The sequence below is a fragment of the Mammaliicoccus sp. Dog046 genome, assembly GCF_034039665.1.
Classification (GTDB): Bacteria; Bacillota; Bacilli; order Staphylococcales; family Staphylococcaceae; genus Mammaliicoccus.
In genome coordinates, this window is record NZ_CP120131.1 from 1,394,412 (window position 1) to 1,413,795 (window position 19,384).

The window sequence follows — 19,384 nt, forward strand, 5'->3', positions numbered from 1 at the left end:
GAATGACATGGCACAAGAAAAAGATACACTTGTAGGTCGTATTGACTTTTTAAAAGTCGATAGATTAGAAGGTTCAACTTACCATTTGCTAGGACCAAATAGTGAACAAATTAAAATGAATGCTTCAGAAGTAGATGAGGGCGATGAATTAGAAATCAACGAAGAATATAGTTTCTTTGTTTATCCAAGTCGATCTGGAGAATTATTTGCTACACAAAACATGCCAACAATTACTAAAGACCGTTATGATTGGGTGAAAGTATTAAGAGTAGATAGAGAAGGTGCTGCTGTTGATGTTGGTTTACCTAGGGAAGTATTAATTCCTTGGGAAGATCTACCTAAAGTCAAAGAATTATGGCCACAAAACGGTGATATGATTTTCTGTACATTAAGAATAGATAGTAATAGTCAAATGTTTGCACGTTTAGCAACAGAAACAATCGTAGATACGATGTTTAAAGCTGCAGAAGAGACAACATTACATCAACATGTTACAGCAAGACCATATAGATTATTAAGAGTGGGTACATTCTTATTATCTGAAGAAGGTTATAAAATCTTCGTACATGAATCTGAACGTAGACATGAACCTAGATTAGGTGAAGCAATGGACGTTAGAATTATTGGCGTTAAAGAAAATGGCGAATTAAATGGTTCATTTTTACCATTAGCTCACGAAAGATTAGATGAAGATGGCCAAGTCATTTTCGATTTATTAGTGGAATATGATGGAGAATTGCCATTCTGGGATAAATCAGATCCAGAGGCAATTAAAGAAGTATTCAACATGAGTAAAGCAAGTTTCAAACGTGCAATTGGTAGATTGTATAAACAGAAACTAATTACAATTGAAACTGGTAAAATCAATATCACTAAAAAAGGTTGGGCCCAAGTAAAATCTGAGGACTAATTCATTTTTAAAAGAGGCTGGGACATAATAAAATGTCTCAGCCATTTTTACTATTTAGTCATCCTTGCCGGGATAGATTATATTTCTGTCCCGCTCCCTTTTTTGTTCACTTCTTCATTTATAGCCATAAGAATATTGACAGATTTTAAGGAAAGTTGTAAATTATAAATGTAACAATATCGAACATAAATGCACAATTGAATATTTGGATCGTGACTATTCAATTAGGCGAAAACCACAATACTCGAGGTGAATCATATACCTCTTGTCTTGTGGTATTTTTATATCAAATTATTGGAGGTATAGATGCCAATGATAATCAAACAAGTACTAAACAATAATGTAGCTATAGCAAGAACTGAAAGTGATGAAGAAGTAATTGCTATGGGGAAAGGTATTGTATTTCAAAAGAAAAAAGGAGATTTTCTTGCCAATCATACACCTGAGAAAATCTTTAGGTTAGATAATCAGGGAGTAGGTTGCCATCTTCAATCATTAATTAACGATGTACCAATACCAATTATTACAACTTGTTATGAACTGATATATGATGTGCAAAGTAAATTTAATTTTAATTTTCAAGATTACATCTACATCACATTAACTGAACACTTGCATCATGCGATAAATATATATAAAACGGATAACAAACTACATACATCACCGATAGATATTAAAGAAATTCATCCTCGTGCATTTGAAGCAAGTATTTACGCTTTAACGCTCATTCAACGTAACTTAAACATTTCATTCCCAATCACTGAAGCGAACCACATTGCATTACATTTTATCAATGCTGAACAACCTAAAGGTACAGAACTTAAGCATGATCATCTAAATGGGAAATTGAAATTCAATGAAGTGATTCAATGTTTAAATGATATTGGTATTGTACGTAATAAAGACAATGCATACTACTACGACCGATTTCTGCAACATTTAAAATATTTCTCAGAGCATTTAACTGATGAGCGTAAAGATGTACAGCAGCACATTGATTTATCATTGCAACAGCATTTACACACGCACTATCCAAAATCATTCCATTATGCCAATGAATTATTAAATTCGATCTCTAATATGTTCAACATTGTTATTCAATCACATCATTTGTTCTATATCCAACTGCATATAGAACGCATATTATCATCTCAAAAGGAAGGGGAATCAAATTATGAATAGAGAAGAAAATATGATGTTAGGTTTTACAATTGTCGCAATTGCAGGTGATGCGCGTAGAGAAGTAATGTCAGCAATGGAGAAGGCGAAACAAGGTCAACTTGAAGAAGCGCGCAAACATATTGAAAGTGCCAATGAATTTATAACAGAAGCACATAAAGAACAAACGCAATGTCTTGCTCAAGAAGCCAGTGGTGAATCTTCAGAACTCAGCTTTATTATGGTTCACGGTCAAGACCATTTAATGACGACGATGGCATTGAGAGATGCTGCAAATTATATCATTGATATTTACGAGCAATTACAATCTTTAAAAAAATGAATAGGTGATACAGTTGAATAAAGTAATTAAATTTATTGAAAAAATGAAACCATTCTTTGAGAAAGTTGCTTCAAACCCTTATTTAACAGCTATTCGTGATGGTTTCGTTGCATTGATGCCAGTTATCTTATTTTCATCATTATTTATATTAGTGGCTTATGTCCCAAATGTATGGGGATTCCACTGGCCAAAACATGTCGAAGAAATCATTATGAAAGTTTATACCTTCACAATGGGTATGCTTGCACTGTATATGGCTGGAACAGTAACGAAGTCACTGACAGATCATAAAAACTTAAAATTACCGAAAACAAATCAAATTAATGTTATTTCAACATTTGTTGCTGCGGAATCATCATTATTAATTGTAGCAATGAATCCTGTTAAAGATGGTATTAGCATTGATATGTTAGGTACTAAAGGTTTAATCGCATCATTTATCGTTGCATTTATTATTCCGAATATCTATAAGTTCTTTATAGGTAGAAATATAACAATTAAAATGCCACCACAAGTACCTGGTAACATTGCGCAAGCGTTCAAAGATATGATTCCTTTCGCAGTGTCGGTGAGTTTTTTCTGGATAGTAGATATTATCATCCGACAAGTAGCAAGTGGTAACCTTGCTGAACTTGCAACAATCTTGTTAAGCCCATTGTTTACAGCTGCAAACGGGTATTTAGGATTTGCATTAATCTTTGGTTTCATGGCATTTTTCTGGTTTATCGGGGTACATGGTCCTTCAGTAGTTGGACCGGCTGTCATTGCTATTATGTACAATAACCAAGTTGAGAATTTACGCTTATTTAGAGAAGGTCAACAAGCGGATATTGCATTAACACAAAGTACGCAAGACTTTGTTGCTTTAATAGGTGGTACAGGGGCAACATTATTAGTTCCTTATTTATTCATTTTCTTATGTAAATCAAAAGAACTTAAAGCAGTAGGTAAGGCATCATTTATTCCGACAACATTCGCAGTAAATGAACCATTATTATTCGGTGCACCGATTATATTAAATCCGGTGTTTATGATCCCATTCATTATTACACCTATATTAAATTCATGGATTTTAAAGTTCTTCGTTGAAAATTTAGGCATGAACGGATTTATGCATTTCTTACCATGGCCAACACCAGGTCCAATTGGTATTTACATGGCGTCAAACTTCGCACCTTTATCTTTACTGCTTATCGCTGTGATATTGATTTTAGACTTTATCATTTGGACGCCATTTGTTAAAGCATACGACAAAATAAAATTAGAAGAAGAGTGCGTTTCTATAGAAAACCAACATATCACGAATGAACAACCAGTATCTTCAGATAAAGCAGAACCACAAGAAGAAACGAATTATGAATTAAAAGAACAAAAAAATGTATTAGTTGTATGTGCTGGTGGTGGAACAAGCGGTATATTAGCTAACGCTTTAAACAAAACAGCAACTGAGAAACAAGTGAATTTAAATGCAACGGCAAGAGCTTATGGACAAGATATGGATTTAATTAAAGATATGGATATAGTCATACTTGCTCCACAGATGGATTCTATGAAAGACGAAATGAAAAAATATACAGATCAATATAATGCATTATTAATGACAACGACTGGTAAAGAATATATTGCATTAACAAGAGACGGGGAAGCAGCAATCAAAAAAATATACCAATTATTATCTACAAACGAAAAATAAAGAAGGAGTATGAAGATGTTACAATTACCAAAATCATTTGTACTAGGCGCAGCAACTGCTGCATATCAAGTTGAAGGTTCAAGCAAAGTGGATGGAAAAGGGCGCGTGTTATGGGATGAATTTTTAGAACAACAAGGACGATTTAGTCCAGATCCGGCGAGTGACTTTTATAATAGATATGAAGAAGATATTAAATTAGCAAGTGAACACGGCATTAAAGCCATGCGTATATCTATAGCTTGGTCACGTATATTCCCTGAAGGATTTGGAGAAGTTAACGAAGCGGGTGTATGTTATTACAAAAATGTATTTGCTACATGTAGAAAATACAATGTCGAACCTTATGTAACACTACATCATTTTGATACACCAGAGACATTGTTCAAAAAAGGTGACTGGTTATGCAAAGAAAATATCGACCATTTTTTAAATTATGCTGAATTTTGCTTTGAAACATTTAAAGATGAAATTACTTATTGGATGACAATAAATGAACCAATCGCATATACAATGGGACAATATGTAACAGGGGCATTTCCACCAGGGGAGAAATATCAAGTTGTTAAATGTTTGCAAGCGCAACATAATTTAATTGTCGCGCATAGTAGAGTAGTTAAACTGTTTAAAGACAAAGGGTATAAAGGCGAAATTGGTATCATTCATGCATTAACACAATTCTATCCAATTGATAATGATCCAAAAAATGTGCGTGCAGCATATGTCCATGATATTTTTGCAAATGGTTTTATGTTAGATGGTACATTCTTAGGACAATATTCAGAAGAAAAACTCAACGTAGTTAATGAAATATTAAACAATTACAATGGCACTTTGGATATTACAGATAGCGAGAGAGCAGTCATTCAAGAAGCGGCACCATTACAAGACTTTCTAGGAATAAACTATTATCAAAGTAATTGGGTAAAACACCACGATGAAGAAAGTTATATTCACCATAATGGTACAGGAGAGAAAGGTACATCAATATTCAGATTGAAAGGTATATCAGAAATCGTTAAAAACGAACAAATACCTACAACAGATTGGGATTGGTACATTTATCCTGAAGGCTTATATGATATGATTATGCGCATTAAGAAAGATTACCCTGCATATAAGAAATTAATGATAACTGAAAATGGATTAGGGTATAAAGATACTTTCATTGATGAGGATACAATCATCGATGATCAAGCACGTATCGACTATATTGAAGCACATCTTGAAAGTATTAATAAAGCCATTAATGATGGCGCAAATGTTACAGGATACTTTGTATGGTCATTACAAGATATGTTCAGTTGGTCTAATGGCTATAATAAACGATATGGATTATTCTATATCGATTTCGAAACACAGAAACGATATATTAAAAAGAGCGCATTATGGTATAAGGAAATATCAGAACGTATAGATAATCAATAAATAACAAACAAACGCCTAGAGCTATCGTTAAGTTCTAGGCGTTTGTTTGTTATTTATAAAATCTAAGTTCAATCTTAAGATAAAAATTTAGTTATTTGTAAAATAATTGAATTTTTATCTTAAAATGGGAATATTTGTGGTATTATTATTTATGGTGATATTGAAATGTTTAAAAAAATGTGATTCCCTATATTATAATTTTTGTATTCCTCTTTATTCTAATTGCCCATTGTAACAAAGAAGAACATATTAAAGTCGGAATAATTGATAGCGGTATTAGTGATTATCAAAAAGACATAGTATATAAGTCCAAAAATTTTGTAGAAGACGAATCTATTTTTGATACCTATAATCACGGAACTATTATTACTAATATAATAAATGAAACTAGCTCTAAGAATACTAGGTTATATATGGCAAAAAGTATCAATAAAAATGGGAAGTCTCAACAGTCTGATTTCATTAATGCATTCAATTGGTTAGTTAAAAATGATGTTGATATTATCAATATCAGTCAAGGTATGAAATATAATTCTAAAGAAATTTCTCAACTAATAAGACTAGCGGAAGAAAAAGATATTATAGTCATAGCATCTTCAGGAAATAATTACTTAAATGATACAGATTATCCAGCAAAATATCCTGAAGTTATTTCTATTGGAACCATCGATAAAAATGGGAATATACATAGATATAGTGGTGAAGGAAAAATAGACTATGTTGCACTAGGTGTAAATATAAAAGTAAAAGACAATTCAGGAAATGAAAAAATATTTACAGGTAATTCATATGCAACAGCATATGCAACAGGGACAATTATTGATATTTATAATATATATAAGAGCAATATGGAAAATAAAATAATAATAGAAAGTCACTCATATGATCCTTATCACCAAAAAAATTTATTTGGCAAAGGAGTCATTACAAATGAAAAATTACATAACTAAATCGATTTTATCATCTCTATCATAAATTATGACATTGACTATATTTGGGGGTATTGAAAGTCATGCAGAAACAAATAATTATAATTTAGAAAATATTAAAAATTATAATTTAACTAAAAATGATATGAAAAATTTAGAAGATGAAATAAATGTTAAAGAGGTAAAGTCAGAAAATAAAGAACATTTGAATATTAAAGGTGAAACCTCTGATGAAAGTTTTAAATTAAATTATGATTTAAAACAAAGTGGGGCTCTATCGAACTAAAAGAACATTCAAAAAATGAGATTTACGAGTATTCAATTTTTGAATTTAATTCTGAAGAGGATTATAAAATTTCAGTAAGAAATACAACAACTAATGAAACAGCGTTATACTCAATGAAAGAACTTAAGGCTAATAACCCTATTATTATCGCAGCCATTATTAGATATGGGGTAAAACAAGCGATTAAAAAATATGGGAAAAATGCAGTTAGATTAGCTAGAAGTTCTGTAACCAAAAGTAGTAGCCCCGTTTGGAAAAAATTCAAGAGCGCAAAAAACGGAAGAAAGACTAGCGGTTCCGGTAAAAACAAAAGATATTATGAATGGGATCAAAGGCATAGAGAAATTGAAGTTTACAATAATAAAGGAAAACATATCGGAGTAATGGATCCATTGACAGGTAGCATGATTAAACCAGCAGTAAAAGGTAGAAAAATTAAACTTTAAACATTGATAGGAATGAATATAACAGATGAGTAAAATAAGAGGATTAAAAAGAAAATATAAAACTGCGCTAGATGAATATCAAAAGCAAATTAAAAATTTTGATGGGTATGCTGAAATATATGTACCGCAAATCTCTCATAAAGAAATTAAATCAAAGAAATTACAATATCAAACATCAAATTTTCTTATTAAACACACAATAAAAAATATCCCTAGTAAATCAAATTTTATGTATTTATTAGATGAGAACGAACCTTTAAGTAGTCACTTAATTATAACAACTGATGAAAATGACCTAGAACTTAACTTCACAAAACAAAATTATGATAAAAAACCTGATTATATTAAACTTTTGGAGTCTAAATATAATCTTAAATTCAATTGCCATTTAGTCATATGGGAAATGGGGGAAGATGAATATATAAATTTAGAAGAGAATGACAAGAGGGACATATTATATATTAAACAAGAAGATGATAAGATATTAGCAATTACTAATGTTTTATGGACTTATAAAGACTCTAATATTTAACAATTAACCAAATAAAAAGATCACTCTTCTGATTGTTCAGAGAAGTGATCTTTTCTGTTATATCATTTTATTTAGTTATTGGTGTCGCATATGTTTGGATGACTTCATTTAATGATTGTATGTTACTTACACCTTCATTGTTTAGCCACTCAGAACAGCCTTTATCACCGTGTTCTACAAATTGTTGAGTTGCACCTGCCCATGTAGATCTTCCACATAATACACCGTTAAATTTCGCTCCTGCTTCATGTGCAAATTTCAATGTATCTTGGAACAATGACGTTGATACTCCAGCGCTTAAGTAGATATAAGGTAAGTGAGTAGCGTCTGATTGTTCTTTGAAGTATTGCTTAGCTTCTTCTTGCGTATAAACCGCTTCTTCATTTTCATTTGTAAATCCTTCTACATAGTTCATATTCACAGGTACTTCAACTTTAAGTACATCTACTTTAAATCTATCTTCTGAAAATAGTCGCATTGCTTCATTTACTTTCTTAGGTTTCACTTCTGCATATGCTTTAGATGTATTATCTTCAATATTCGCATCATATGACACAATTTCTAAAAAGAATGGGATTTGTTCTGCTTCACATTCAGAACCTACACGTTCAACAAATGCTTCTTTTTGTTTATTGATTTCATCACTTTCATCTACATCAAAATAAACAAGTAATTTAATTGCATCTGCGCCTTTTTCCTTAAGTGCATGTACTGACCATGTATTCAATAAATCAGGGAAGCGGCCAGGTGTTGCTTTGTCATATCCTGTTTTCTCATATGCCAATATTAAACCACAATTAGGATGTTTAACTTCAGAAGCGGGTAGACCATATTCAGGGTCTAAAAGAATGCTAGACGCATATTGTGTTAGTATCTCTGAAACATGCGTTTTAAAATTTTCAATTGCTTCGTCATTTGCTGTTGATCCTAGCATTCTTTTTAAAGCACCACGTTGGTCAATTGCTAAAGCAGCAATTTGTCCTAAGTCATTTGTAAGTTTAGATAAATCTTTAACCATTTATAATTCCTCCAATTTTGAGATGTTAATTTTTGAAAGAAAGTTATCAAAGTTCTTCTTTTGAATAAATCCTGTTTTGTATTCAATTGCATTTGCCATACCGGCAGCCATTGCACACTTTACAGCATAATGGACATCATTTTTATTTAATAAACCATAACTAAACCCAGCTATAGCACTATCTCCAGAACCGACAGCATTTACCGGTTCAATAGTAGGGATGACCACTTTGTATAGTGCATTTTCATATTTATAAATTGCTCCGTCTGCACCTAATGATAGTAAGATACATGGAATATCTTTAAATATTGGTGCATTCAGTTGTTTATTTATTGATTCAAGCGATTGTGATTCATGCTTTGAAATGATTTGTTCTAACTCTTCACTATTAGGTTTTATTAAAAATGGGGAAGTGATATTGTCATTTTTTAAAATTTCATTTAATATTTCGCCATTTACATCTAACAAAACACGCTTATTATATTTTTTAGATAATTCGATGAGATTTCCATACATAGATATATCAATACCAGGAGGCGCACTCCCAGAAATTGAAACTAAGTCACAATCTTCTATAAGTGGTTCAACATGTGTTATAAAATCATCATTCACATTCTGAGCAATTTCTTCACCAGCTTCTAAAATCTCAGTTTGTTGATGTTCTGATAATATAGCGATACATCTTCTAGAATCAGCACCAGTATCAAAAAATCGATGCTTTATCCCGTCTTTATTTAAGTCTTGAACAATAAACTCACCCGTTGGACCTCCAATTAATCCAGTTGCAAGGGGAGATATACCTAAAGTTTGAGCCACTCTCGTAACGTTTAGTCCTTTCCCACCTGCTGATTTATTCATTGAACGTACTCTATTCGTCTTGTTGAGATTGAATTCATCCAACTGATAAGCAATGTCCATCGATGTATTTAAAGTGATTGTTAATAATTTCAAAGTCTCACCTCAATCTACATATTCGCCTTTATTCCATTTTTCTAGATATTCATCAAACATATTTTGTTCGTATTGAACCGAATCACTTGGTAATAAGTGATCTATTTGTTCAATCAGTTTATTATTTTCAGCTGATTCTTTATATTTAGCGTTTATAAAGTGTTCTACGATATCTTTAATTAAATCAATACCTGTAATTGTTCCGCCAACAGCAATCACATTACAGTTGTATTGTTCTTTCGCTAATGTTGCACTTGTAATATCTCGAACTAATGCTACGCGTGCACCAGGCACTTTATTTGCTGATACACTAATACCAACACCTGTTCCACATAATACAACACCTAAATCGGCTTCTCCGTTAGTTACTGACTGAGCAACTTTAACACCGTAAATAGGGTAGTGTGTTCTGTGATGGTCATATGTTCCGAAATCTAACACTTCGTGCCCTAAAGATTTTATGTAATCCGATATTTTTATTTTTTCATCTGTTACGATATGGTCACATCCGATTGCAATTTTCATTATTATTCCTCCTCTTAACACAAACTATTTAACATATCGATTCTGATTTGATGTCTACCTGCATCATAAGTAGATTGACTAAAGTTCTTCGCACAATTGATAGCTAAACCTGGGCCAACAATTTCAGAACCTAAAATAATTAATTGGGTATTATTATGACGCGTTGTCATCATTGCTGATCGGTCATCAGATACAGCCGCAGCAATGACATCTTTATGTTTATTCGCAATGATAAATGGTGCAATACCGTTGTCATCAATAATAATTCCTTTAGCATCCTCGTTTTCTTTTAACTTACGAATTGTGTTTATCGTCACACTATAAACATCATCTTTCAGAGAAGAATCATATAAATCAACTACTTGAACATCTATTTGTTCAAGTGCAGCTACAATCTTATCCTTAAGATCTTTAGAGCGACTGATACTATTAATAACCACTTTCATAAAATTTCCTCCTATGTTCATATTTGTTCGTTTTTGTTAATTATAATATAAAACCAAACACAAATTATGTCAATAATAAAAAGGGAGCGGGACAGAAATCTAATTTTTAAAAAGATTTCGTAGTCCCGCCCCGGCTAGGATGACTAGATACCTAAAAGAGGATGAGACATTACATTATGTCCCATCCTCTTTGATATTCAGCTATTAAATTATTTTAGATTCGTATTTATCTTTAATTTCTTTTGAAATTTCATTATCTGTTATAACAGCATTCACATCATCTATATGATAGAAATCATATAATGCTTGAACACCAAATTTAGAACTATCAGCCGTAATATATTTTTGCATCGCATTCTCAAGAATAATATGGATGCCTTTTCCTTCTTCTTCGTTTGCTGTTGTTAATTTATGTCCATAAATACCATTAACACCAATAAATGCTTTCGAAACATGGAAGTCTTCCATCATTTTATTAGCAAAATGGCCAATGAATGTACCAGTTTTAGCTCTAAAACGACCGCCAACTAAAAGAATATCTATATTAGATAAATCTCTATACTGAAGAAAAATATCAATCGAATTTGTAAATATACTCAAATTTTTATCTTTTATAAAATGATAAATCAGTTCATTTGTTGAACCTGAACCAATGAATATAATATCTTCGTTATGAATTAAATCACCGCATTTTTTCGCAATTTGCATTTTATTTGAAACATTGATTGTTTGCTTTTCTTCATGTGATTTTTCATTATATAGTTCATCGTCTTTCAGTTTTGCACCACCGTGTATTCTTACTAATAAACCTTCACTTTCTAACTCTTTCAAGTCTCGACGAATGGTCATTTCAACGACATTCATTTTTTTCGAAAGGGTAGATACTTTCACAGATTTTTCTATCTTTAATTCATTCATGATGAATCTGTGTCGGTCAACTTTGAGCTTCACAATATATCCTCCTCATATTTATATAAAAGTGCGAATTTGTTTGTATATATTGTATCATAATTTTTTAACAACAATAAATAATGAAAGCTAGGACAAAGGAATTTGTCCTAGCTTTCATTACATTTTATTCTATTTCATCTGTCAGTGTTTCTAATTGATCTACTAGATTACCAATATACTGAATTGTTTCTTTTAAAGGTTTATCTGTAGTAATATCGATACCTGCCAATTCCGCAAGTTCAACAGGTGATTTAGAGCCGCCTGATTTCAATACATTTAACCAATCGTCAACAGCTGGTTGTCCTTCGTTTTCAATACGTTGGCTCATCACAGTACCAATTGTTAATCCAGCTGAATACGTATATGGATATAATCCCATATAATAATGTGGTTGTCGCATCCAAGTAAGTTCCGCACCTTCTGTGATTTCAACTGTGTCACCCCAGAAGTCTGAAATGACTTTACGTTTAATTTCATTGAGTAGTGGGGCAGTCAAAGCCTCACCGTTATCTACTTTTTCATAAACTTCTCGTTGATATTTAGCTTCTAATAAATGCGTAACCATATTATGATAATACGTTCTTGAAATGATTGAACTAATTACCCAACGTTTAAATTTAGGGTCGTCAGATTTCTTCAACAGGCTATTTGCCATTAACATTTCATTCATTGTTGATGGTGCTTCAACAAAATACATAGAACAATCTGCTTGATAAACATTTTGATATGCATTTGCCAAGTTGAAATGACCAGCGTGTCCTAATTCATGTGCTAATACAAACACTTCAGTCATTTTACTTGTCCATGATATAAAGATGAAAGGATTAATTCCATAAGGACTTGCACAATATGCACCAGTTTGTTTACCTTTATTTTGTGGGAAGTCAATCCAACGTTTATCATAGCTATCATTCACCATGTTCATATAATCTTCGCCGAGAATACTTAAACCATCTTTAATATACTCTTTTGAACCTTCAATGGACACATCTGGTTCATAAGTAGGGTCTAATGGAATACGTAAGTCTTCAAACTTTAAAGTATCTAATTGATTTGTACGTTTAAGTAACTGTGCATATCGGCGCATATGTGGTGCTAATTCTTCAGAAATTACATCTATTTGTCGATCATACATTTCTCTCGTCACATCATGAGATTCCAATAAGAAATCAATCACAGAATCATATCCACGTAATTCTGATTCGATTTTTTCTTTTTGTACGTGTGCATTGTATGTTGCAGCAGTTGTATTTTCATATCGACGTAAAGCTTCACTAAATTTTTTGAATGCATTTCGTCTTACTTCAGTATTCGAATCAACTTCATAATCGCCTTCAAACGATACATAATCTAAAGGAATTTCTTCGCCATTTGCTTCAAATGTACCAAATTCTATATCTAACATCTTTGTAATATTATATTGTTCATACGGTGCACCAAAAGTAGGTGAGAAAGTTGCTAATGTCTTTTCTACTTCAGGGTGTAATGTATGCGCCTTTTGACGCTTGAGTAAACTTAAATATTTCGGGAATTCAGATTGCTTTATTAATGCATTAAATGTATCTTCATCTAATTGTAAAATTTCTGATTCCACGAATGACAGTTGACCAGCAATTTTTCCATATGAAGTTGAAAATTGAGCGGCAACTTTTTGGCTATTCGTGTCTGTTGTATCCGTTGAATATAACAACTCTGCGTATGTACTTAAATGGATGATATCAATAATAATATCTCCTTGTTCTTTTAATGCTGATTCAATTGTAGCAATTTCAGTTAATTGATTTACATACTTATTGTTAAAAGCAGTCACGCTCTTCACGACTTCATCTAACGTCTGATAAAAGCCATCATTATTTTGATACAAACTTGAAAGATCCCATGTTTCCTGTGTAGGTACTTCATTTCTTAATACTTGTCCCATTCAACCATCCCTTTAATCAAAATTTTGTAATGTTCTAAAAATTACTTATACTCATTATAATATTTAACTTTTCTTTATACAATTATCTAAAGCAATCTACCAATTTATTTACGTATTTGAACAAATTAATGTAATTGATATAATAATAATCGGGTATAATAATAAATAGAGAAATAAAGGAGGCGTGCATCTTGAATATATTCGATTTCCCAAACTATTTATGGATTTCTGCAGTAATTGTCATTGTATTTTCAATCTTAGCTTCATTAATCCTAAAAAAGCATATCATAAGCGCAGTGCTAACATTTATTATATTAGGACTAATAGCATTTATATTACCTAATTTTTATGATATTACATATGAACCACTACTTGGTTATGCAGCATTTATGGCAATCATTAGTTTAGTTGTTAGTCTAATAACATGGTACTTAATGAGAAAAAACCGAAAAAGATTAGCTGAAAAGCAAAGCCAAGAAGAAGTAATAGAAGATGGACGTCAATTTAACGAACTTAAACGACGTGATAAATAGCAATATAAAAGCAGGAACAACTAAAAGTGTTGTTCCTGCTTTTATATTTATTTCCCTTATTTAAAATAAACCGGTGTAGTAATCGCATATATCGCTTCATTAATTAAAGTAGATTGATCTGCACTTAAATCTGCATTTTTCAATGTACCTTCACGTTCAAAGTCGCATCGTTCTATCGTTGCTATACTTTTAACATTTTTCACATCTATGTATGCTTCAACTCTAACGAAGTGCTGCTTTTCTATCAAATAACGTGTTATAAAGCGAATGGCTTCAGTCATGTAACCATTTCCTTGAGCTGCTGCAACAGTCCAATATCCAATTTCACAAGATGGTAGCCTTGTATCTATATCTTGAAGTACAATAGAACCAACAAATCGATGAGATTCCTTCTCGAATATAAAGTATCTCAAATATCTTTCATTAGTATGTAAATCTGTTGTTTTTTTAATAAATTCATCTAATTTATTTGAATCAAAATCATTATTAAAAAATGCTATCCAATTACTTAATGTATCTACAGATTTCATAATTTCATCAATGATTGTTCTTTTATATGTTAACACTTGATCTCCGGCCAATAGTATTAAACGAGATGTTTCCAAAGTTAAATCAATCGTACGTTCTTTCTTCATATTAAAACTCCTGTCTCACTTATTATCTTATCACTACTATAACATGTAATTTTAGAACTTGATTTAAAAAATTTATATAAACAATTGACTCTAACGTTACGTCAGACATTAAACTCATTCATATGAGGAGGTTAAGTAAATGAAAATGACAGTTAAAGAAGTATCAAATCTCGTAGGTATTAGTGTGCGCACACTACATCACTATGACAAAATCAATTTATTAAAGCCGTCTATGATATCAGAAGCAGGCTATAGACTATATTCTGAAGACAATATAGATCGACTACAGCAAATATTATTTTTCAAAGCCCTTGATTTTCCTCTAAAAAAGATAAAAAGCATACTCGACGATCCATCGTTTGATAAACAAGAAGCGTTGTTCATGCACAAAAGAATGTTATTAGAGAAAAAAACACAAATAGAACAAATCATTCAAACGATAGAACAAACTGAAAAACATTTAAAAGGAGAAATTAACATGACTAATGAAGAAAAATTTAAAGGATTTAACTTCAATGATGATCAGTATCAAACAGAAGCACGTAGCAAGTGGGGCGAACAAACTGTTGAAAAAGCAAATGAACAAATAAATCAATGGTCTAATGATAAAAAGTCAGCAAAAGAAGAAGAAATGAACGATATCTTTAGATCATTTGCTGAAATCAGAACAGAATCAGCACATTCAGAAAAAGCACAATTACTCGTACAAAGATGGTATAACTACTTAAATAGTAATATCAATTATAATTACACATTAGAAATATTTAATAGTCTCGGTGAAATGTATACTGCAGATGAAAGATTTACAAAGAATATAGATCAATTTGGTGAAGGAACTGCTGAATTCATTAGCAAAGCAATTAGTATTTATGTTAAAAACTATGAATAGATGCTAAGAAGAAAGAAAAACACTTTAAAACGTATTAATTATGATTTAAAGTGTTTTTTTATTTATAATAAATCTGTGCAAAACTAAATATCCGTACCTAAAAATAATGAATAAACATCTTAAATAACAATTATGTACATTCATCAATTAAACAAACACATTTTAAGTGATGTTTATAAACATATTTAGTTATTTGAACTCTAAATGACAATTAAAGACTTTATATTGTATATATAATTACTAACCAGATTTTGATACTCAATTAAGGATTTTAAGCTTAATTAACATCTTAAATCCAATTATTAAGCATTGGCTGTTAAGTACAGAAATATAACGATATTATAGATTAATCATTTTGATCAACAGATTTGTTTAAACGAATGGAAAAACTAGATAGAATACCAGACACGTAAGTTAGTAAATCACAAAGAACAAATGATATAAATTAATCTAGAAAAATAAAAAGAAAATACACATAAACATACTGAATAGGCGTCCCCTAAAGACAATATACATAACTTCCTATAATATATATTATGTAAACTAATTAATGCTAATTTTTAAATATCCTCGAATTTAGCCTTATTTATGTATTTTTCGTTCATATATGCTTTATTCGCTATTATAACTTAAATTAACTATTATTAATTCTTTGTTTTAAATTGTTACTGTTCACTTAGCTTTAATTACATGAATCAAATCTCTAATTAACTAAAATTAAAAAGTTCATTCTAGCTATACGTTTATATAAGTTATTTAATCAATTTTAATTGATTCTGATATGTAATTTTAAAACGTAGATCAAATCATCATATGCATTATAAATTCATTAAACTTAACAAGCAATTCTAGCAGTTAAATTGCTGCTCAATTAGCTATAAAGTTAAAAAATTTAGCGCCCTACTTTTTAGATATATTTTTTGGTATATTATTACACTAAAATGTAGTATTATTACTTGATTATAAAAAAACCGTTACAATTGCTTGATGAATAAGCAAACGTAACGGTACAAAAAAATAAAGGCGACTAGCCACACCAATAAAGCCCTCACTACTGCCATAGTGAGGGCTTCGGTGTTAATATACTGGATATGTTTACAAAATAATTATAGCATTTTACACATTTTCTCGCAATTACTATTTGTTAATTTTTAGGATAATATTGACTTTCACCCTATTGCTACTATTTCTTAATTTTTGATCTTACTTTTTGAATCGTATTGTATAAGAAGTATTTTTTCTTATTAATTGGCTTATAGAAGTCTCCAATTAATTCTTCAATTTGAACATTGAAACCACGTTTAAATCGATAAACCCCATAATCTTCACTATCTTCAGTAAAGTCTCCTGATACTCCATAGAAGTTATAACGATCAAAGCCATTTTCAAAGCAATAATTAATCATATGCCAATGCATCATATATGGTCCCATAAAGTGATTGTATTTTTCACTTGAACCACCAGAGAAGTAATTGATTTCATATGCATTTTCAAAGAACACGCCTGATGCTAAGTTTAGGATTTCTCCATCTGTCTTAATTAACTCACTTGTCTCAAGTAATTCTTTTTGCGCATGATCAATTTGCTTATCAGCTTCAGCAATTTTTTTAAGTTGTTTTTCTGATTTATTTTCTTTAGACATCATTTGATCTCTTTTAGATTCTAAATCATTTAAATTTGCTTGTGTTGTTTCTATATACTCTTTTAAATCGATATAAGCTAATGGTACAAGTGCTTTAGAACCATATGTATCGATAAAGTTTAAGAAATAGTCATCTGTTTTAGAAATGAATCCAGCTCTTTCTTCTGTTTCTCTATATAATTTAAAGAAGATGTCTAATTCATCTCTTTCTAGAAAACGTACTTTCACACCATAATTGTGCGCTTTATTTACATTACGTTTTCTTTGGCTGTCAAAACCTTTTTTAACTTCTGCCAATGTTTTATCTTTAAGATTTAATACACCCATCCATCTAACTTGACTCGATGGATCATATTTTGTTGTGAAGCCATGATGGTTATAACCAAATGATTTAATTAAATTTATAATTTCATCATTTGCTCCATCTTCTTTAAGTTGTTTAATGTCTTTATCATAAATGTTGTAAATCCAATATGGATCAACTTTTACATATAAACATTGATGTTGTTTTAAATATTTTTCAAGTGCTTTAAAGTAAAATTCAACTAATTCAAGATTACGGTAGTCCATCACTGGTCCACGGTTAGAGTAATAAACATAGCTACCTAACGTTGGAATTTTAGAGAATAAACTAGCTGCAACAACTTGATTATCCTCATCTTTTACGCCTAGTAAAACGACTTGAAACCCATCATTTTCTCTCGTTTTAATATTTTCTTTTACTTGAAAATAGTGACTTTCATATTGACTATCTGAAACAAATTCATCATATTCAGTAACGGTTAACTCTGTAAATTTCATATTATCAAAATCCCTCTCTTACAGAAAATCATTTATTTTTTTAATACTTTTTTTAAAGTTGAATAAGCTTTATATGCGGGTTTATTAATTGGTGTAACGAAATCCCCAATATATTCATACACATCAGCGTTATATCCTTTTTTAAACTTAATGACACCAACATCAGGTGCATCTTCTGAGAAATCTCCACTGATTCCGTAGAAATTATAACGTTTAATATTATTGTCCATAGCGTATTTAATCATTTCCCATTGAATTGCATAACTTCCAGCAAAATGACGATATTCATTTGATGATCCGCCTGCATAATACACTACTTCAAATTGATTAATAATAAAGAATCCTGCTGCTATTGGTAACGTATCGCCATGTTCTTGACGTAATTGTTTCGCTTCTTCTAATTTCGTTTCATTAGCTTCCCTTTGTTGCTTTAAGTTATCGATTTTGTTAACAGTTTTTTTATTGTCTGGTTTTTTCTCTAACTCTTTTTCAGCTTTAACAATATCTTTATTGTATTGCTCATGCTCTTTTTCAAGTTGAGGAATGTACGTTTCGAAATCAATATATGCTAATGGTATTTTTACGTTTTCGAAATACTTTAAGCGATTATAGTAAAAATCGTCTCCACGATCATCGAAATCTTTCTTCTCAGTTGTATCACCCATAAACTGTCTGAATATCGGCATTTCATCTTTAGATAAGAAACGGACTTTTACACCATTTTTTTGAACTTTTTTAGTATTTCTTTTTCTTAAACTGTCCATGTTTTTGATAAGTGTTTGTTCATTCATACCATCTAATTCAAGTACGGAATGCCATCTTATTTGATGAATTGGATGGAACCCAGTCGTAAATCCTTGATGTTTATACCCTAATGACTCAAATTGTTCGATTAAACCGTCCCGATTAAATGATTTTGTGATATTACCGTCATGGTCTCTCATTTGATAAGGTAAGTATGGATCAATTCTAAGGAATAATCCGTTGTAACTTTTTAAGTACTTTACAATTTCTTTAAAGAAAAAGTCTACAAGCTCTTTGTTATCATAATCCATTACCGGACCACGATTTGAGTAGAAGTAATTAAATTTTTTCATTACAGGCACACTTGTTAATAAACAAGCAGCAAGAATTTCTTCATTTTCATCTTTAACACCAACTAAATGCGTTGATGTACCTTCTGATACTTTTAATTCATAATTCCCTACCGCCTGCGTAAAATGTGCATAAGGCATCTTATTAGTAAACGTTTCAAATTCACCAGTAGTTAAATTTGTAAATTTCATTTATATAATACTCCCAATCTTAATATTATGTATTTTGTTCAATTATACAATATTTTATCTCTAT

Annotated in this window: 20 protein-coding genes; 11 read left to right on the forward strand and 9 right to left on the reverse strand. The window is 30.9% G+C overall.

What is annotated here, in order from left to right; genetic code table 11:
- Window positions 1-7 precede the first annotated feature (7 nt).
- The 9 genes from P3U32_RS07050 to P3U32_RS07090 all read left to right on the forward strand — a co-directional run bounded on the left by P3U32_RS07050 (window position 8) and on the right by P3U32_RS07090 (window position 7,722).
- Window positions 8-910: a CvfB family protein gene (locus P3U32_RS07050; RefSeq protein WP_323702405.1), complete on the forward strand. Its 903-nt coding sequence runs from the start codon at window positions 8-10 to the stop codon at window positions 908-910.
- A gap of 306 nt (window positions 911-1,216) precedes the next feature.
- The gene (locus P3U32_RS07055; protein WP_323702406.1) at window positions 1,217-2,092 is read left to right on the forward strand and encodes a CAT RNA binding domain-containing protein; all 876 of its coding nucleotides are present in this window, start codon (window positions 1,217-1,219) and stop codon (window positions 2,090-2,092) included.
- On the forward strand, window positions 2,085-2,411 hold the full coding sequence (locus P3U32_RS07060) for a PTS lactose/cellobiose transporter subunit IIA (RefSeq protein WP_323702407.1): 327 nt from the start codon (window positions 2,085-2,087) through the stop codon (window positions 2,409-2,411). Before P3U32_RS07055 ends, P3U32_RS07060 begins: the two co-directional genes overlap by 8 nt.
- A gap of 13 nt (window positions 2,412-2,424) precedes the next feature.
- The gene (locus tag P3U32_RS07065) at window positions 2,425-4,104 is read left to right on the forward strand and encodes a PTS lactose transporter subunit IIBC (RefSeq protein ID WP_323702408.1); all 1,680 of its coding nucleotides are present in this window, start codon (window positions 2,425-2,427) and stop codon (window positions 4,102-4,104) included.
- Between the two features lie 15 nt (window positions 4,105-4,119).
- Complete coding sequence (lacG, locus tag P3U32_RS07070; RefSeq protein WP_323702409.1) at window positions 4,120-5,529, forward strand: 6-phospho-beta-galactosidase; 1,410 nt, start codon at window positions 4,120-4,122, stop codon at window positions 5,527-5,529.
- A 179-nt stretch (window positions 5,530-5,708) separates the two neighbouring features.
- Window positions 5,709-6,479, forward strand: coding sequence for a S8 family peptidase (locus P3U32_RS07075; protein ID WP_323702410.1), 771 nt, complete (start codon window positions 5,709-5,711; stop codon window positions 6,477-6,479).
- A 34-nt stretch (window positions 6,480-6,513) separates the two neighbouring features.
- The gene (locus P3U32_RS07080; RefSeq protein ID WP_323702411.1) at window positions 6,514-6,744 is read left to right on the forward strand and encodes a hypothetical protein; all 231 of its coding nucleotides are present in this window, start codon (window positions 6,514-6,516) and stop codon (window positions 6,742-6,744) included.
- Window positions 6,745-6,857: 113 nt separating this feature from the next.
- Entirely contained in the window at window positions 6,858-7,190 is a 333-nt protein-coding gene (locus P3U32_RS07085; protein WP_323702412.1) for a colicin E3/pyocin S6 family cytotoxin, read from the forward strand.
- A gap of 25 nt (window positions 7,191-7,215) precedes the next feature.
- Window positions 7,216-7,722, forward strand: a complete 507-nt coding sequence (locus tag P3U32_RS07090) for a hypothetical protein (RefSeq protein WP_323702413.1) — start codon at window positions 7,216-7,218, stop codon at window positions 7,720-7,722.
- A 67-nt stretch (window positions 7,723-7,789) separates the two neighbouring features.
- Here P3U32_RS07090 and lacD read toward each other — a convergent pair whose 3' ends face one another.
- The 6 genes from lacD to pepF form a co-directional block, all read right to left on the reverse strand.
- Window positions 7,790-8,740 carry a tagatose-bisphosphate aldolase gene (gene lacD, locus P3U32_RS07095; RefSeq protein ID WP_323702414.1) on the reverse strand — a complete coding sequence of 317 codons (951 nt, stop codon included), beginning with the start codon at window positions 8,738-8,740 and terminating at the stop codon, window positions 7,790-7,792.
- Entirely contained in the window at window positions 8,741-9,691 is a 951-nt protein-coding gene (locus tag P3U32_RS07100; protein WP_323702415.1) for a hexose kinase, read from the reverse strand. It lies immediately after the preceding gene.
- 9 nt (window positions 9,692-9,700) lie between these two features.
- A complete protein-coding gene (gene lacB, locus P3U32_RS07105; protein ID WP_323702416.1) occupies window positions 9,701-10,216 on the reverse strand; it encodes a galactose-6-phosphate isomerase subunit LacB in 516 nt (171 codons plus the stop codon).
- A 14-nt stretch (window positions 10,217-10,230) separates the two neighbouring features.
- Window positions 10,231-10,662, reverse strand: coding sequence for an RpiB/LacA/LacB family sugar-phosphate isomerase (locus P3U32_RS07110; protein ID WP_323702417.1), 432 nt, complete (start codon window positions 10,660-10,662; stop codon window positions 10,231-10,233).
- Between the two features lie 204 nt (window positions 10,663-10,866).
- Entirely contained in the window at window positions 10,867-11,613 is a 747-nt protein-coding gene (locus P3U32_RS07115) for a DeoR/GlpR family DNA-binding transcription regulator (RefSeq protein ID WP_323702418.1), read from the reverse strand.
- A 124-nt stretch (window positions 11,614-11,737) separates the two neighbouring features.
- Complete coding sequence (gene pepF / locus P3U32_RS07120) at window positions 11,738-13,534, reverse strand: oligoendopeptidase F (RefSeq protein ID WP_323702419.1); 1,797 nt, start codon at window positions 13,532-13,534, stop codon at window positions 11,738-11,740.
- A gap of 191 nt (window positions 13,535-13,725) precedes the next feature.
- On the opposite strand from pepF, the gene P3U32_RS07125 reads away from it, so the two are divergent.
- Window positions 13,726-14,067 carry a DUF2651 family protein gene (locus P3U32_RS07125; protein WP_323702420.1) on the forward strand — a complete coding sequence of 114 codons (342 nt, stop codon included), beginning with the start codon at window positions 13,726-13,728 and terminating at the stop codon, window positions 14,065-14,067.
- Window positions 14,068-14,123: 56 nt separating this feature from the next.
- On the opposite strand, the gene P3U32_RS07130 is transcribed toward P3U32_RS07125, so the two are convergent.
- Window positions 14,124-14,702 carry a GNAT family N-acetyltransferase gene (locus P3U32_RS07130; protein WP_323702421.1) on the reverse strand — a complete coding sequence of 193 codons (579 nt, stop codon included), beginning with the start codon at window positions 14,700-14,702 and terminating at the stop codon, window positions 14,124-14,126.
- Between the two features lie 139 nt (window positions 14,703-14,841).
- Between P3U32_RS07130 and P3U32_RS07135 the strand changes: the two genes are divergently transcribed.
- Window positions 14,842-15,591, forward strand: a complete 750-nt coding sequence (locus tag P3U32_RS07135) for a MerR family transcriptional regulator (protein ID WP_323702422.1) — start codon at window positions 14,842-14,844, stop codon at window positions 15,589-15,591.
- A 1,183-nt stretch (window positions 15,592-16,774) separates the two neighbouring features.
- Here the strand turns inward: P3U32_RS07135 and P3U32_RS07140 are convergent.
- Window positions 16,775-18,034, reverse strand: coding sequence for an aminoacyltransferase (locus P3U32_RS07140; RefSeq protein ID WP_323702423.1), 1,260 nt, complete (start codon window positions 18,032-18,034; stop codon window positions 16,775-16,777).
- A gap of 32 nt (window positions 18,035-18,066) precedes the next feature.
- Window positions 18,067-19,320, reverse strand: coding sequence for an aminoacyltransferase (locus tag P3U32_RS07145; protein WP_323702424.1), 1,254 nt, complete (start codon window positions 19,318-19,320; stop codon window positions 18,067-18,069).
- Window positions 19,321-19,384: the final 64 nt, after the last annotated feature.